The sequence below is a fragment of the Streptomyces noursei genome (genome assembly GCF_001646665.1).
Lineage (GTDB): Bacteria > Actinomycetota > Actinomycetes > Streptomycetales > Streptomycetaceae > Streptomyces > Streptomyces lavendulocolor.
In genome coordinates, this window is the sequence record NZ_LWBU01000191.1 from 25,656 (window position 1) to 39,564 (window position 13,909).

13 protein-coding genes and 1 pseudogene are annotated in these 13,909 nt (G+C 75.1%); 8 read left to right on the forward strand and 6 right to left on the reverse strand.

Annotated features, from left to right (window positions below):
- Positions 1-123 precede the first annotated feature (123 nt).
- Positions 124-501, reverse strand: coding sequence for a DUF1304 domain-containing protein (locus A4V12_RS16720; RefSeq protein WP_064070197.1), 378 nt, complete (start codon positions 499-501; stop codon positions 124-126).
- 194 nt (positions 502-695) lie between these two features.
- Between A4V12_RS16720 and A4V12_RS16725 the strand changes: the two genes are divergently transcribed.
- Together A4V12_RS16725 and A4V12_RS16730 are read left to right on the forward strand one after the other, a co-directional pair.
- Entirely contained in the window at positions 696-1,025 is a 330-nt protein-coding gene (locus A4V12_RS16725) for a hypothetical protein (RefSeq protein ID WP_064070153.1), read from the forward strand.
- A 95-nt stretch (positions 1,026-1,120) separates the two neighbouring features.
- The gene (locus A4V12_RS16730; RefSeq protein ID WP_064070154.1) at positions 1,121-2,773 is read left to right on the forward strand and encodes an FAD-dependent monooxygenase; all 1,653 of its coding nucleotides are present in this window, start codon (positions 1,121-1,123) and stop codon (positions 2,771-2,773) included.
- Positions 2,774-2,949: 176 nt separating this feature from the next.
- Here the strand turns inward: A4V12_RS16730 and A4V12_RS16735 are convergent, their stop codons facing one another.
- Positions 2,950-3,702 carry an SDR family oxidoreductase gene (locus A4V12_RS16735; RefSeq protein WP_064070155.1) on the reverse strand — a complete coding sequence of 251 codons (753 nt, stop codon included), beginning with the start codon at positions 3,700-3,702 and terminating at the stop codon, positions 2,950-2,952.
- 121 nt (positions 3,703-3,823) lie between these two features.
- Between A4V12_RS16735 and A4V12_RS16740 the strand changes: the two genes are divergently transcribed.
- Positions 3,824-5,473: an alkaline phosphatase D family protein gene (locus A4V12_RS16740; protein ID WP_064070156.1), complete on the forward strand. Its 1,650-nt coding sequence runs from the start codon at positions 3,824-3,826 to the stop codon at positions 5,471-5,473.
- Here A4V12_RS16740 and A4V12_RS16745 read toward each other — a convergent pair.
- Complete coding sequence (locus tag A4V12_RS16745) at positions 5,460-6,545, reverse strand: Gfo/Idh/MocA family protein (RefSeq protein ID WP_064070157.1); 1,086 nt, start codon at positions 6,543-6,545, stop codon at positions 5,460-5,462. The genes A4V12_RS16740 and A4V12_RS16745 overlap by 14 nt on opposite strands.
- 78 nt (positions 6,546-6,623) lie before the next feature.
- Between A4V12_RS16745 and A4V12_RS16750 the strand changes: the two genes are divergently transcribed.
- A complete protein-coding gene (locus A4V12_RS16750; RefSeq protein WP_064070158.1) occupies positions 6,624-7,946 on the forward strand; it encodes a multidrug effflux MFS transporter in 1,323 nt (440 codons plus the stop codon).
- Here the strand turns inward: A4V12_RS16750 and A4V12_RS16755 are convergent.
- Positions 7,928-9,244 carry a hypothetical protein gene (locus A4V12_RS16755; protein WP_064070159.1) on the reverse strand — a complete coding sequence of 439 codons (1,317 nt, stop codon included), beginning with the start codon at positions 9,242-9,244 and terminating at the stop codon, positions 7,928-7,930. The two genes, A4V12_RS16750 and A4V12_RS16755, sit on opposite strands and share 19 nt — an antisense overlap.
- Positions 9,245-9,375: 131 nt before the next feature.
- Between A4V12_RS16755 and A4V12_RS16760 the strand changes: the two genes are divergently transcribed.
- Together A4V12_RS16760 and A4V12_RS16765 are read left to right on the forward strand one after the other, a co-directional pair.
- Entirely contained in the window at positions 9,376-10,365 is a 990-nt protein-coding gene (locus A4V12_RS16760) for a small ribosomal subunit Rsm22 family protein (protein WP_064070160.1), read from the forward strand.
- 113 nt (positions 10,366-10,478) lie between these two features.
- Positions 10,479-10,988, forward strand: coding sequence for a hypothetical protein (locus A4V12_RS16765; protein WP_064070161.1), 510 nt, complete (start codon positions 10,479-10,481; stop codon positions 10,986-10,988).
- 54 nt (positions 10,989-11,042) lie between these two features.
- Here A4V12_RS16765 and ddaH read toward each other — a convergent pair.
- Positions 11,043-11,882 (reverse strand): annotated as a pseudogene (gene ddaH / locus A4V12_RS16770) (dimethylargininase); the annotation flags it as partial.
- Between the two features lie 82 nt (positions 11,883-11,964).
- On the reverse strand, positions 11,965-12,144 hold the full coding sequence (locus A4V12_RS37535) for a DUF6243 family protein (RefSeq protein ID WP_159028876.1): 180 nt from the start codon (positions 12,142-12,144) through the stop codon (positions 11,965-11,967).
- A gap of 121 nt (positions 12,145-12,265) precedes the next feature.
- Here A4V12_RS37535 and A4V12_RS16775 point away from each other — a divergent pair, with 121 nt between their 5' ends.
- Together A4V12_RS16775 and A4V12_RS16780 are read left to right on the forward strand one after the other, a co-directional pair.
- Positions 12,266-12,883 (forward strand): TetR/AcrR family transcriptional regulator, encoded by a 618-nt coding sequence (locus tag A4V12_RS16775; RefSeq protein ID WP_064070198.1) that lies wholly within the window; start codon positions 12,266-12,268, stop codon positions 12,881-12,883.
- Between the two features lie 274 nt (positions 12,884-13,157).
- The gene (locus A4V12_RS16780; RefSeq protein ID WP_064070163.1) at positions 13,158-13,895 is read left to right on the forward strand and encodes a bifunctional DNA primase/polymerase; all 738 of its coding nucleotides are present in this window, start codon (positions 13,158-13,160) and stop codon (positions 13,893-13,895) included.
- Positions 13,896-13,909 lie beyond the last annotated feature (14 nt).

Consider the following 13,909-nt stretch of genomic DNA (forward strand, 5'->3'; position numbering starts at 1 on the left):
CCAGCGGCGTTGTCGTCGGTCACCATGGCTCCGCCATGTCTCCCTCCTCCGCCTTGCGATCGCACGCACCGGACACCGCGACCCCCGCCCTCCGGGCGGACGCCGATACTTTGCGGACACTCCCTAGGCGGCCAGGTCGGCGGCGAGCACCACCAGTGGCGGAGCCGCCTGCCCCAGGGACCCGCGCCACAGCCGGGGGTCGGAGACGAGGAGCATGATCCCGCCGCCGATCATGAAGGCGCAGACGTAGACGGTCAGCGAGCGGCCGGTCGTCACGTGCCCCAGGCGCAGGGCGACGAAGCCGGCGATCAGCCCGAGCGCCAGGAACAGGTTGTAGAACCCGACGTTGAACCGCCACAGCCGTACCTCCGGCGCGTCCGCGGTGCTGCCGGTCAGGAAGACGCGCACCCACGGCCGGCCGTAGAGGAAGCTCTCCAGCGGCCAGACGAAGACGTGCACCGCTGCGGCGATCAGGGCGAAGACCTGGCTGACGGCGTTCATGCGGCCGATGGTCGCCCACGCAGCCGTCGACGCGAGCCCGGACACGGCCCCTTCACCCGTTCGGGACGGAGCGGCCCCGGCCGCCGCAGCGGCGCGCCGACGCGCCACGGGTGGCGCAAGGTGTGCGGTGGGCGGGGCAGGGGGGTGTACGGCTGGGGGGCCGCAGTTCCCGTACCCGTACCGGAGGAGACACCGTGACCATCCCCGTCGACCAGCTCGCCGACCCCGCCGTGCGCGCCTTCGTCGCCGCCGTCAACGCGGGCGACCGGGCGGCGTTCGCCGCCGCGCTCACGCCCGGCGCCACCATGGCCGACGACGGTTCCGACCGGGACCTGGAGCAGTGGGCCGAGAAGGAGATCTTCTCCTCGGGCGGCCACATGGACGTGGAGTCGGAGCAGGCGGACGGCCGCGCCCTCGTCGTGCGCTACCGCAACGACACCTGGGGCGAGATGCGGACGGCGTGGCGGTTCGTGGTGGGCGACGACGGGAAGGTGAGCCGCTTCGAGACGGGGCAGGCCGCCTAGGCGAGGCCGCCCCCGGTGGCTCGCGTCCGCGAGGCGGGCGAGCATGGGAGGTGGTCCGCACCTGAGGGGGGCGTCCGTCCACCGGGAGGCTCCCCGTGCAGTTCAGTGACGCACCGGACGTGCTGGTCGTGGGAGCCGGGCCCGTCGGGCTCACCGCCGCCGCCGAGCTGAGGCGCCGGGGCGTCGGCTGCCGGCTCGTGGACCGGCTCCCGGCGAGGCTGCCGTACGCCAAGGCTGTGGGCATCCAGCCCCGCACCCTGGAGGTCTGGGACCGCATGGGCCTGGTGCGGGACGCGCTGGAGGCGGCCGTCCCCATGCGCGGGCAGCTGGTGTACGTCGACGGCGCCGAGGAGGCGCGCATCCGGCTGACCCTGCCGAAGGAGGTCCCGTACGGGTTCGCCGCCCTGCCGCAGTACGAGACCGAGCGCGTGCTGGAGGAGTTCCTGGCGCGCTTCGGCACCCGCATCGAGCGCGGTACCGAACTGCGGTCCCTCACCCAGGACGCCGGCGGGGTGACCGCCCGGCTGGTGACCGCGTCCGGCGCCGAGGAGGAGGTGCGCACCCGGTACCTGGTGGGGTGCGACGGCGCGCACAGCACGGTCCGCAAGGCACTGGGGCTCGCCTTCCAGGGCGGCGCCTTCCCCGAGGAGTACATGCTCGCCGACGTGGAGGTCGACTGGGACCTGCCGCCGGGCTACGGCGTGCGGTCCCTGCACCGGGGGGCCGACGGGGCCGTGGACGACCTGCTGGTCTGCATCCCGCTGCCCGGCACGGGCCGGTACCGGATGTCGATGCTCGTGCCCCCGGAGCTGTCGGCCGCCCCCGGCGCGGCGGGCGGCGGGGCCGTGGCGCACGGCCTGGAGGGCGGCAGGGCGCCGACGACGGCGCACGTCCAGGCCGTGGTGGACCGGCTCGCGCCGCGGGCGGCCACGGTGTCCGCCATGCGCTGGTCCTCGGTGTTCCGGATCAGTCACCGGCTGGTCGACCGGTACGGCGAGGGGCGGGTGTTCGTGGCGGGCGACGCGGCGCACATCCACCCGCCGACCGGTGCGCAGGGCATGAACACCGGCATCCAGGACGCGTACAACCTGGCGTGGAAGCTGGCCCTCGCGGTCCGTGGCGGTGCCGCCGCGCGGCTGCTCGCCAGTTACGACGCCGAGCGCCGGCCGGTGGGGGAGGAGGTGGTCGGGCGTACCGTCCGGCACGCCCGCCAGAGCGTCCCGGCCGACCCGGAGGACCCCGCGACCCTGCTGCTGCGCGAGGCGCAACTGCTGGTCGGCTACCGGGACAGCCCGATCGTGACGGCCCCCGGCCCCGGGCCCCGCGCGGGCGACGGCTCCGTCCCCCGGCCGGGGGACCGGGCTCCGGACTGCGGCGGCCTGCTCCGGGAGATCGCCGCCTACCCGCTGCGGCTGTACGACCTCCTGCGCGGCCGGGACCACGTGCTGGTGCTGTACGCGGACGGGGAGGTGGACGAGCGGTGCGACGCCCTCGCGACGGTGGCGCGGGAGGCGTCGGGGGGCCGGATGGACGCCTTCATGGTGCTCGCCGACGGCACGCCGGCCGGCGCGGGGCGGCTGCCGGTGTACCGCGACGGCCGGGGCGAGTTCGGGCGGCTCTACGGGACGGCCGGCACGGGCACCACGACGGCGTTCGTCGTCCGCCCCGACGGCCATGTGGGCGCCCGGCTCTCCCCGCCCGCGCCGGAGGCCCTGGCCGGTCACCTGTCGGCCGTCTTCGGCCCGTGAGGTCCCGAGCTCCCGAGCTCCCGAGGCGCCGGGGCCTCCGACAACCGGGAGGATCTGAGTCCGCGGGGCCGGGCCCCCGGGCCGTCGAGGCCCCTGACTTCCCGGGCCCATCGACGCCCCGGGCCCCGAGGCCCTGACGTCCCGGGCCCCGGAGTGGCGCCCCCGCGCCTTTCGGGTCAGCCGCGGCCGATGTACGGCATCGCCGTGGCCATGACCGTCGCGAACTGGACGTTCGCCTCCAGCGGCAGCGCCGCCATGTGCGCGACCGTGCGGGCCACGTCCGCCGCGTCCATCACCGGCTCGACGGCGAGGTCGCCGTTCGCCTGGAGGATGCCGGTCTCCATGCGGCGCGTCATGTCCGTCGCCGCGTTGCCGACGTCGATCTGGCCGCAGGCGATGCGGTAGGGGCGGCCGTCCAGGGAGAGCGACTTGGTCAGGCCCGTCATGGCGTGCTTGGTCGCCGTGTACGCGACCGAGTGCGGCCTCGGCACGTGCGCCGAGACGGAGCCGTTGTTGATGATCCGGCCGCCCTGCGGCGACTGCTCCTTCATCTGCCGGTAGGCCGCCTGCGCGCACAGGAACGCGCCGGTCAGGTTCACGTCCACGACCGCGCGCCACGTCTCGTGGTCCAGGTCCTCGACCGGCGTACCCCCGCCCGCGAACGTGCCCGCGTTGTTGAACAGCAGGTCGACGCGGCCGAACCGGTCCCGGGCGGCCGCGAACAGGGCCGTCACCGCGTCCGGCGACGTCACGTCGGTGGGGACGCAGAGGGCGTCCGTGCCGGCCAGGGCGGCCGTCTCCCGCAGGGGCTCGGCGCGCCGGCCCGCGAGGGCGAGGGACCAGCCGTCCTCCGCCAGCGCGAGCGCCACGCTCCGGCCGATGCCCGAACCGGCCCCCGTCACCACCGCGATCCTCGGTACAGCGCTCATGGGGCCGCAGGGTACGGGAGAGTCCGGCACGCGGAACTCATGCGGCCGACATGTGGATGTTGTGTACCCGACAACCGACGCCGCTGGGATGCTCCCGACACACATCACCAGGGGAGGGTCCATGACGCCCGCACACCGCGCCGGCAGCCCGCGGGAAGCCGATCACTCGCCCGAACTCCGGGCGGCCGCCCGTCACTTCGGCCGCCGCGGCTTCCTCACCGTCACCGGCGCCGCGGCCGCGCTCGCCTTCTCGGCCGGCCTGCCGGGCACCGCCCACGCCGCCGAGGCCGACCCCCGCCGGATCACCGAGGACCCGTTCACCCTCGGCGTGGCCTCGGGCGACCCGCTCCCCGGCTCCGTCCTGCTCTGGACCCGCCTCGCGCCCCGCCCGTACGAACCCGGCAGCGGCATGCCCCGCGCCCGCGTCCAGGTCCGCTGGGAGCTCGCCCACGACGCCCGGTTCACCCGGATCGTCAGACGCGGGCAGGCCACCGCCCACCCGGAGCTCGACCACAGCGTGCACGCCGAGGTGACCGGCCTCGACGCGGACCGCGTCTACCACTACCGCTTCCGCGCCGGCACCTGGATCAGCCCCGCCGGCCGCACCCGCACCGCGCCCCGCCCCGGTGCCCGCCCCGGCGAGCTGAGACTGGCCGCCGTCTCCTGCCAGGCCTACCACGACGGGTACTTCACCGCCTACCGGCATCTCGCCGACGAGGACCTCGACGCCGTCTTCCACCTCGGCGACTACCTCTACGAGTACGCCGTCAACGCCACCGGCGGCGCCCGCGCCTACACCGACCGCAGGCTCCCCGCCCACTTCAACCGCGAGACCGTCACGCTGGAGGACTACCGGCTGCGCTACGGCCTGTACAAGTCCGACCCGGACCTGATGGCCGCGCACGCCGCCCACCCCTTCGTCGTCACCTGGGACGACCACGAGACCGAGAACAACTACGCGGGCGGCACCCCGGAGAACGACGTACCGCCCGAGGAGTTCCTGCTGCGCCGCGCCGCCGCGTACCGCGCCTACTGGGAGAACCAGCCGCTGCGCGCCCCGCAGCGCCCGACCGGCCCGGACATGCGGCTGTACCGGCGGCTGAGGTTCGGCCGGCTCGCCCGGTTCGACATCCTCGACACCCGCCAGTACCGCTCCGACCAGGCATACGGGGACGGCTGGCAGACCCCCGGCCCCGCCTCCGAGGACCCCTCCCGCACGATGCTCGGCACCACGCAGGAACGCTGGCTGCTGGACGGCTGGAGAGCCGCGGACACCACCTGGAACGTCGTCCCGCAGCAGGTCACCTTCGCCCGGCGGCGCAACGTGCCGACCCCCGCGTACAAGCTCTCCATGGACGCCTGGGACGGCTACCCCGCCGCCCGCGCCCGGCTCCTGGACGGCGCGGCGGCCGCCGGGATCGAGAACCTCGTCGTCCTGACCGGGGACGTCCACGTCGGGTACGCCTTCGACCTCAAGGCCGACTTCGACGACCCGGCGTCGAGGACCGTCGGCACCGAGATCGTCGCGACGTCCGTCGCCAGCGGCAAGGACGGCGCCGACCGGCCCGCCAACTGGGCCGACATCACCGCCGCCAACCCCCACCTGAAGTTCTACAACGGCCGCCGCGGCTACGTGACGGTCACCCTGACCGGCGAGCGGGCCCGCGCCGACTTCCGGACGGTGGCCGCCGTGACGACACCCGGCGCGCCGGTCACCACGGCCGCCTCGTTCGTGACCGAGGCCGGCGACCCGGGCCTCAAGCCGGTGTGACCCGCGCGCCGGCCGGGCGGCGGACGCCGGTGCCGTCCGGCGCGGTGCCACCCGCAGGGCGGTGGCCGCCGGCCCGGTCGGGTGCGGCGTCGTCGGCCGGGTAGCGGACGCCGATGCGGTCCCGTACCGCGTCGAGCGTCCGCATCACCGCCAGCGTGCCGTCCAGCGGCACCAGCGGCGACTCCGTCTCACCCGCCCGCAGGCAGCGCATCACCTCCGCCGCCTCGTGCTGGAGGCTGTCGCGCCGCCCGGCCACCGTGAACTCCTCCGGCTCGCGCCCCTCGCGGTGCAGCACGAACCCCTCCGGGTGGAAGAAGCCGCGCGAGAACTCGATCCGCCCCTTCGTCCCGGACACCGACGCGGTCAGCGGCGTGTCCGCCACGATCGAGCAGGACAGCGCCGCCGTCGCACCCGAGTCCCAGCCGAGCAGCATCCCCGTGTTCAGGTCCACGCCCTCCGGCGACAGCAGCGCGTCCGCCTGTACGCGGTCCGGCTCGCCCAGCAGCAGCTGCGCGAACGCCACCGGGTAGACCCCCAGGTCGAGCAGCGCGCCGCCGCCCACCGCCGGGTCCCGCAACCGGTGCCCCGGGTCGGCCGGCCCCACCAGTCCGAAGTCCGCGTGGACCGCGCGGATCTCCCCGACCGCGCCGTCCCGCACCAGCTCCACCAGCCGCCGGACGACGGGCCCGCAGTACATCCACATGGCCTCCATCAGGAACAGCCCGCGCCCCCGGGCGAGCGCCACCAGCTCCTGCGCCTCGCGCACGTTCAGCGTGAACGGCTTCTCGCACAGCACCGCCCGGCCCGCCTCCAGGCACAGCCCGGCCGCCTCCCGGTGCGCCGAGTGCGGCGTCGCCACGTACACGACGTCCACGCCGTCGTCGGCGGCCAGCTCCGCCCAGCTCCCGTACGCCCTCGGTATCCCGAACCGCTCGGCGAACGCCTGTGCCGGCGCGGCGCTGCGGGACGCGACGGCCACCACCTCGGCGTCCGGCATCCCCAGCAGATCGGTCGTGAAGGCAGCCGCCATCCCGCCGGTCGCCAGCACGCCCCACCGCACGGTCCCGCCCATACCCAGCCCCCAATTGAGGTTTCAACCACTGTTGACGAGCTGAGAGCATAGGCGCGGCCCCCACCACCAGGAGACGAGATGCCGGAAAGCGGCCCGAGCACACCAGGACACATACCGACCGAGCCCCCGAGGACCGCGCCCCCCGCTCCCGCCCCCGCCGCGCGGCGGGCCGGACTGCTGGTCACGCTGGTGCTCGGCGGACTCACCGCCCTCCCGCCGCTGTCCATGGACATGTACCTCCCGGCCCTGCCGGAGGTCACCCGGGCGCTCCACGCGCCCGCCGCCACCGTCCAGCTGACCCTGACCGCCTGCCTCGCCGGCATGGCACTCGGCCAGCTGGTGGTCGGTCCGATGAGCGACAGGTTCGGCCGCCGCCGCCCCCTGCTCGTCGGCATGCTCGTGTACGTCGCCGCCACCGCCGTCTGCGCCCTGGCGCCCGGCCCGGAGCTGCTCATCGCCTTCCGGCTGCTCCAGGGACTCGCCGGCGCCGCCGGCATCGTCATCGCCCGGGCGGTGGTGCGCGACCTGTACGACGGCGTCGAGATGGCCCGGTTCTTCTCCACCCTCATGCTGATCTCCGGGGCCGCCCCGATCATCGCCCCGCTCATCGGCGGCCAGATCCTCCGGGTCACCGACTGGCGCGGCGTCTTCCACGCCCTGACGGTGGTCGGCGTCCTGCTCACCCTCGTCGTCTGGAAGTGGCTCGGCGAGACACTGCCGCCGGCCCGGCGCCACGGCGGCGGGGTCGGCGAGGCGCTGCGCACCATGCGCGGACTCCTCGCCGACCGGGTGTTCTCCGGCTACATGCTCGCGGGCGGGCTCGCCTTCGCCGCCCTCTTCGCGTACATCTCGGCCAGCCCGTTCGTGGTCCAGGAGATCTACGGCGCCTCGCCGCAGACCTTCAGCCTGCTGTTCGGCGTCAACTCGGTCGGGCTCGTCGCGGTCGGCCAGATCAACGGCAAGCTGCTGGTGGGGCGCGTCAGCCTGGACAAGGTCCTCGGCTTCGGCCTCGCGGTGATCACCCTGGCGGCCGGTGCGCTGCTGCTGATGACGAGCGGGGCCCTCGGCGAGGTGGGGCTCCTGCCGGTGGCCGCCGGGCTGTTCGTGCTGATGTCGGCGATGGGGCTGGCGATGCCCAACACCAACGCCCAGGCCCTGATGCGCACCCCGCACGCGGCCGGTTCCGCCTCCGCGCTGCTGGGCACGTCCTCGTTCCTGGTCGGCGCGGTGGCCTCGCCGCTCGTCGGCATCGCGGGCGAGGCGACGGCGGTCCCCATGGCCGTGGTGCAGCTGGTGTGCGCGCTGGGAGCCGTCGCCTGCTTCCTGGGCCTGTGCCGGCCGTGGCAGCCGCGGGAGCAGGGGGAGCAGCGGGAGCAGGGCGGTCAGCCGCGTCGCGGGTGACCGGTCAGGTGGACGCGGTCCCGCGCGTCCGTCCAGCGGAAGAAACCCACCCCGGCCACCTCCGCCACCGGGAGCCGGACGTTCGGCGGCAGCGCCCCGGGCACCCCGGTCGCCAGGTCCACCGCGACCGGGCTGCCCCCGCCGGCCAGGGCGTCCGCCGCGCCGCGCGCCCCGCTCGCGCCGTACGCCGTGCCCGTGTCGGTGACGGTGGTGAGCGTGAGCGGCATGGTGCCGTCCGGCTCCTCGAAGCAGCGGCCGGTCCGGGCGTCCAGGTCGAAGGCGAGGCTCCCGGCGACCAGGTAACGGCCGCCCGGTGACACCACCGCCTGCGGGTGCTCGCCCGGTTCGATCGCCGGGCGGCGGCACTCCGCCGTCACCAGCGGCCTGCCGGTGCGCGCGTCGTGGACCGCCCAGATGTGGTGCGTCGCCGCCCGCGGGGCGCCCTTCCGCCCCTGCCACCGGGCGAGGACGTGCCCGGGGGCCAGCGCGGTGGGAACCCCGCTCGCCGGGTCGGCCCCGGCGGGCGCCCGGTCGCGGCCGGCCCACGCCCCGGGCACCCAGAAGCCCCGCGCGCCACTCACCAGCAGCCCCTCGGGCGTCACCCCGCGCACGGCGGTCAGCCGCCGGCAGTCCGCGCACCCCTTCGGGTGGCCGAGGCGCTCGGGCGGGACGCTGCTCACCGCGCCGGTGTCCGGGTCGACGACCGCGCTCCTCGCCCGCCCGTCGCTGATCAGCACGCCGGGGCCGGTGCCGGTCACGTGCGGGACGTCCGCCCAGGGCACCTCCACCCGCCGCCGGGTGCCGGCGGCCGCGTCGTACACGTCGAGGGACACGAAGCTGTCGGTCCTGGTCAGCGGGTCGTCACCGGTCCGGCCCCAGGACCAGGCGACGAAGTACCGCCGGTCCCCGGCGATCAGGGCGAGCAGCCCGGGCCGGGCCGCCGGGTCGCCGAGCGGCCGCCAGGCGGGGCCCGCCCAGCCGTGGCGGCCGGTGCGCGGGTCCAGGGTGCGCAGGCGGTGGCGGGTGCCGTCGACGCGCTCCAGGTACGCGATCGGCCCGGCACCGCCCGCGGTGACGAACTCGGGGGACAGCCCGGTGACCTCCCAGCCGCGCGCGGTGTCGTACGCGTCGGGGACGGTGAGCCGCGTGACGGGTGCGGCGCTCCCGGCGGTGGACCGGGGGGCGTCCTCCGGCGGCGCCGTACGCCCCCCGCCGGTGCCGCAGCCGGCGAGGAGGACGAGCAGCGCCAGGACGGTCGCGCCGACGACCGGGGCCGTGCCCGCGAACCTCTGACGCATGGTGCCCCCCACCCGGCCGACGGGCGGCCAGCGTAGCAACCGGCGTACGCCGCCGGGCCGTTCGCGCGGGGAACGCCCGGAGCGGGTCCGGCCGTTCGGGAGCGTGCGGCCCGCCCGCCTACCATGTATCGGTGAACGCCTCCCTCCCTACCGCGGAAGCCCTGCGCGGCGCCCTCGCCGGGCTGCTCGACGGGCTCCCGCCGACCCAGGCGGCGCAGGCCGTCGACCGGCTCATCTCCCACTACCGCGGGACGGTGCCCACCGGCGTGCCCGTGCTGCGGGACCGGTCGGACGTCGCCGCCTACGCCGCGTACCGGATGCCCGCGACGTTCGAGGCGGTCCGGGCGGCGCTGGACGCGCTGCGGGACGCCGCCCCCGACTGGGCCCCGGCGACCCACACCGACCTCGGGGGCGGCACCGGCGCGGCGAGCTGGGCGGTCGCCGAGGCGTGGGACTCCGCGGCACGCACCACGGTGCTGGACTGGGCCGAGCCGGCGCTGGCGCTCGGGCGTGAGCTGGCGGCGGCGTCCGGGATCGCGGCACTGAAGGGTGCGACATGGCAGCGCTCCCGCATCAGTGCGGCGCTCCGCATCGAGAGCACCGATCTCGTCACCGTGTCGTACGTCCTCAACGAGCTCACCGAGCAGGACCGCACCGCCGTCGTCACGGAAGCCGCCCGCGCCGCGCGGGCCGTCGTGATCGTCGAGCCCGGCACCCCCGGCGGCTACGCCCGCGTCATCGCCGCCCGCGACCTGCTGATCGCGGCCGGGATGACGGTCGCCGCGCCGTGCCCGCACAGCGGCACCTGCCCCATGGAGCCGGGTACCGACTGGTGCCACTTCGCCGCCCGGGTCAGCCGCTCCTCGCTCCACCGCCAGGTCAAGGGCGGCTCACTCGCGTACGAGGACGAGAAGTTCGCCTACGTCGCGGCGACCCGCTTCCCCGTGACGCCCGCCCCCGCCCGGGTCGTCCGCAGGCCCCAGATCCGCAAGGGCCAGGTCCTGCTGGAGCTGTGCACCGAGGGCGACGGGCTGCGCCGGGACACGGTCACCAAGCGGCACGGCACCCTCTACAAGGCCGCCCGTGACGTCGCCTGGGGGGACGAGTGGCCGCCCCGCTGACGGGGTGACGGTGCGCGACCACGCGGGTGATCCCGTGCCGCTGGCAATTGCCCGGAACGCTCCGGCGGAGTTGGAGTGGGCTCGTCCGCGCTCCCTCACCCCCAGGAGGCTCCATGTCGCGCACCCGGCTCCTCACCGGCGGCGTCCTGGCCGCCACCACCGCGATGCTCGCCACCACCGCCCTCACCTCCACCGCCGGGGCCGCGCCCGGGCCCACGCCCAAGGACACACCGAAGGACACGGTGAAGGTGCTCGACTGGCTCGCGGACAAGCGGACCGACAACAAGCCGGAGCGCCTGCGCGTCGGCAGCGACTGGACCACCCACGCCCATCTGTACACGAACAAGAAGGGCAGGTTCGGCAAGAAGATCGGTGACGTCTCGTCGCACTGCACCGTCGCCGAACTGAACCGCCACGGGTACGTCGCCCTCTGCCACCGCGTGCTGCGCACCGACGGCGGCAGCATCAGCCTGAGCGACAGCCTCGACCGCCACGGCCCGCTGCCGCACGGCGGCCGCTCGGCGGTCACCGGCGGCACGGGCAGTTACGCGGACGCCGAGGGCGAGGCCGAGATCACCCTCTACGGCCCGGTCGCCCGGTTCCGCATCCTGCTCGACGACTGACCGCGCGGCACCCCGCGCACCGGGGCCGGCCCGCACGGGCCGGCCCCGCCGCCGTCAGGCGCGCAGCTCCTGCGTACAGCACTTCACGCTGCCGCCGCCCTTGAGCAGCTCGCCCAGGTCCATGCCGATCGGCTCGAACCCGCGCTCGCGCAGCGGCCCGAACAGCCCCACCGCGGCCTGCGGCAGCAGCACGTGCCTGCCGTCGCTCACCGCGTTCAGCCCGAGCGCCGCGGCGTCCTCCTCCTCGGCGATCAGCGCGTCGGGGAAGAGCCGGCGCAGCACCGAGCGGCTGCCGGGGGAGAACGCGCCGGGGTAGTACATGATCTCGTCGGCCGCGTCGTCCAGGACGCACAGGGCCGTGTCCAGGTGGTAGTAGCGGGGATCCACCAGGTCCAGGCCGATCACCGGCCGGCCGAAGAACTCCTGCGCCTCGTCGTGCGACAGCGGGCTGGAGCGGAAGCCGCGCCCCGCCAGGACGTACGTCGAGGTGACCGCGAAGTCGCCCTCGCCCTCGTTGACGTGGTCGGGCTCGCGCACGTCGGTGAACCCGTTCGCGCGGAACCACCGGCGGTGCACCGCGGCCTCGGCCGCGCGCTCGGCGAAGGCGAACCGGGCCCCGAGCACCCGGCCCTCGATGACGGTGGCGCCGTTGGCGGCGAACACCATGTCGGGCAGGTCGGCGTGCGGCTCCAGCAGCTCGACGGTGTGGCCGAGCGACACGTACCGGTCGCGCAGGTCCTCCCACTGCGTCAGGGCGAGCGGCAGGTCCACCGGCTTCGCGGGGTCCATCCACGGGTTGATGGAGTACGTCACCCTGAAGTGCGCGGGTGGGCACATCAGGTAGCGGCGGGGTGATGCGTCACGAGGCAAGGAAGGCTCCTCACGGACGGCAGGCGCACGATCTGTGCGTGGATGCCATGGTGCGCCGTGAGGAGCCTTCGCGCAGTGGACCGTACGGGTGAGTTCACGCCGGCGCTCAACGGCCGCCGTGCGCCGTACGTCCCTCCTTCAGCTTCCGCAGCAACTCCCGCTTCTGGGCCGCCGGGTCGATACCCCGGCCGGCCCCTCCGCCGCCGCTGCCGCGCAGGGCCTTCCGGGAGAGGTTCCGGCGGGTGCCGCCGACGCCCAGCATGTTCCCTGCTCCACCACGGGTCATGGGTGGGCTCCCTTCGGTTCGGGTCGCGTCCGTCCCTCGGACGCGTTCCAGAGTGGACGAGACGTATCGTCTTGTCAAGAGACGAAACGTCTCGCCTCGCACCGCTGCTAGATTGGACACCATGGCTGAGACCAAGGCACCCGACTCCACGCGCCGCAGCGAACGCTCCCGCCGTGCCATCTACGACGCCGCCCTCGCCCTCGTCGGCGAGATCGGCTACGCGAAGACCACCATCGAGGGCATCGCCGCCCGCGCCGGCGTCGGCAAGCAGACCATCTACCGCTGGTGGCCCTCCAAGGCGGCCGTCCTCCTGGAAGCGTTCGTCGACCTCGGCGTCCAGGCCAACGAGGCGCTCGGCGGCGACGCGGAGAGCGAGATCCCCGACACCGGCGACATCGAGGCCGACCTCAAGCTCGTACTGCGCGCCACGGTCGACGAGATGAACGACCCCAGGTACGACGCCCCCTCCAGGGCCCTCGCCGCCGAGGGCGTGGTCAACCCCGAGCTGGGCGCCCGGTTCGTCGAGCAGCTGCTGGAGCCGCAGCTCCAGCTGTACGTCAAGCGGCTCTCCGCCGCCCGGGAGGCCGGCCAGGTCCGCCCGGAGATCGACCCGCGCATCGCCCTGGAGCTGTTCGTCGGCCCCCTCACGCACCGGTGGCTGCTGCGCACCGCGCCGCTGACGCACGCCTACGCGGACAGCCTCGTCGAGTACGCCCTGCACGGCCTCGCCCCCCGCTAGGCCCTGTCCGGCTCGCGGCACCCCGCCGCCCCGCCGCCCCGCCGCCCCGCCGCACGGCGGACCCGCCGGGCCTGCCCCCCCGCCGCGTGGAGCTCCTCACGCCCCACCGCCTCCCGCGGGGGGCGAATGGCCATATAGGGCCGCAATCCGCCCCGCCCGTCGGTGGCGGGACGCCGCTCGCCCCGGTCGATTTGGAGACTTGCGGTCACCGAAGGCGCAGGATGGTGGGACGATGGCAGGGACCGCAGGGCTTGGCAGAGGTGTGAGGGGATAGATGGGCGACGGGATCGGCCGCTACCGCGGCACGGAGAACAAACTCGCGCAGTGGCTGCGCCGGCGCCCGAAGAAAGCCGCCGTCGAGGCCCCGGGCCGCGAGGATCTGCTCCGGGCCGTGGCCGCCGCGGGCCTGCCCCTCGCCCCCGCCGCCCACCCCGTCGGCTACCGATGTTCCTGCGAGCGCATCGGCTGCCCCACTCCGGCCCGCCATCCCCTCTCCTTCGCCTGGCAGACCCAGTCCACCACCGACCGCGCGCAGATCGAGCGGTGGGCCGAGGGCCAGCCGCAGGCCAACTTCATCACCGCGACCGGCATGGTCCACGACGTCCTCGACGTTCCGCTGGAGGCCGGTCGCGCCGCGTTGGAGCGGCTGCTCGGCGAGGGCGTCGACGTCGGCCCGGTCGCCGAGTCGGGCGACGGCCGCATGCTGTTCTTCACCGCCACCCGCGGCACCCCCGAGGACGAGGACGAGTGGTGGCCGTGCGAGCTGGACTGCCACCCCGAGACCATGGACGAACACCCCGGACTGCGCTGGCACTGCCGCGGCTCCTACGTGCTCGTACCGCCGGCCCGCCTCCCCGGTGAGCTGGGCGTGGACTGGGTCCGCGGCCCGGAGCACCCGCTGCCCGACCCGCTGACCCTGCTGGAGGCGCTCACCGACGCGTGCGCCCGCCACGCGGACCGGTACGACGAGCACGACGACCACCACTCGGTGGCCTGGCCGCTCAGCCGCTGACCGGCGTCACGGCC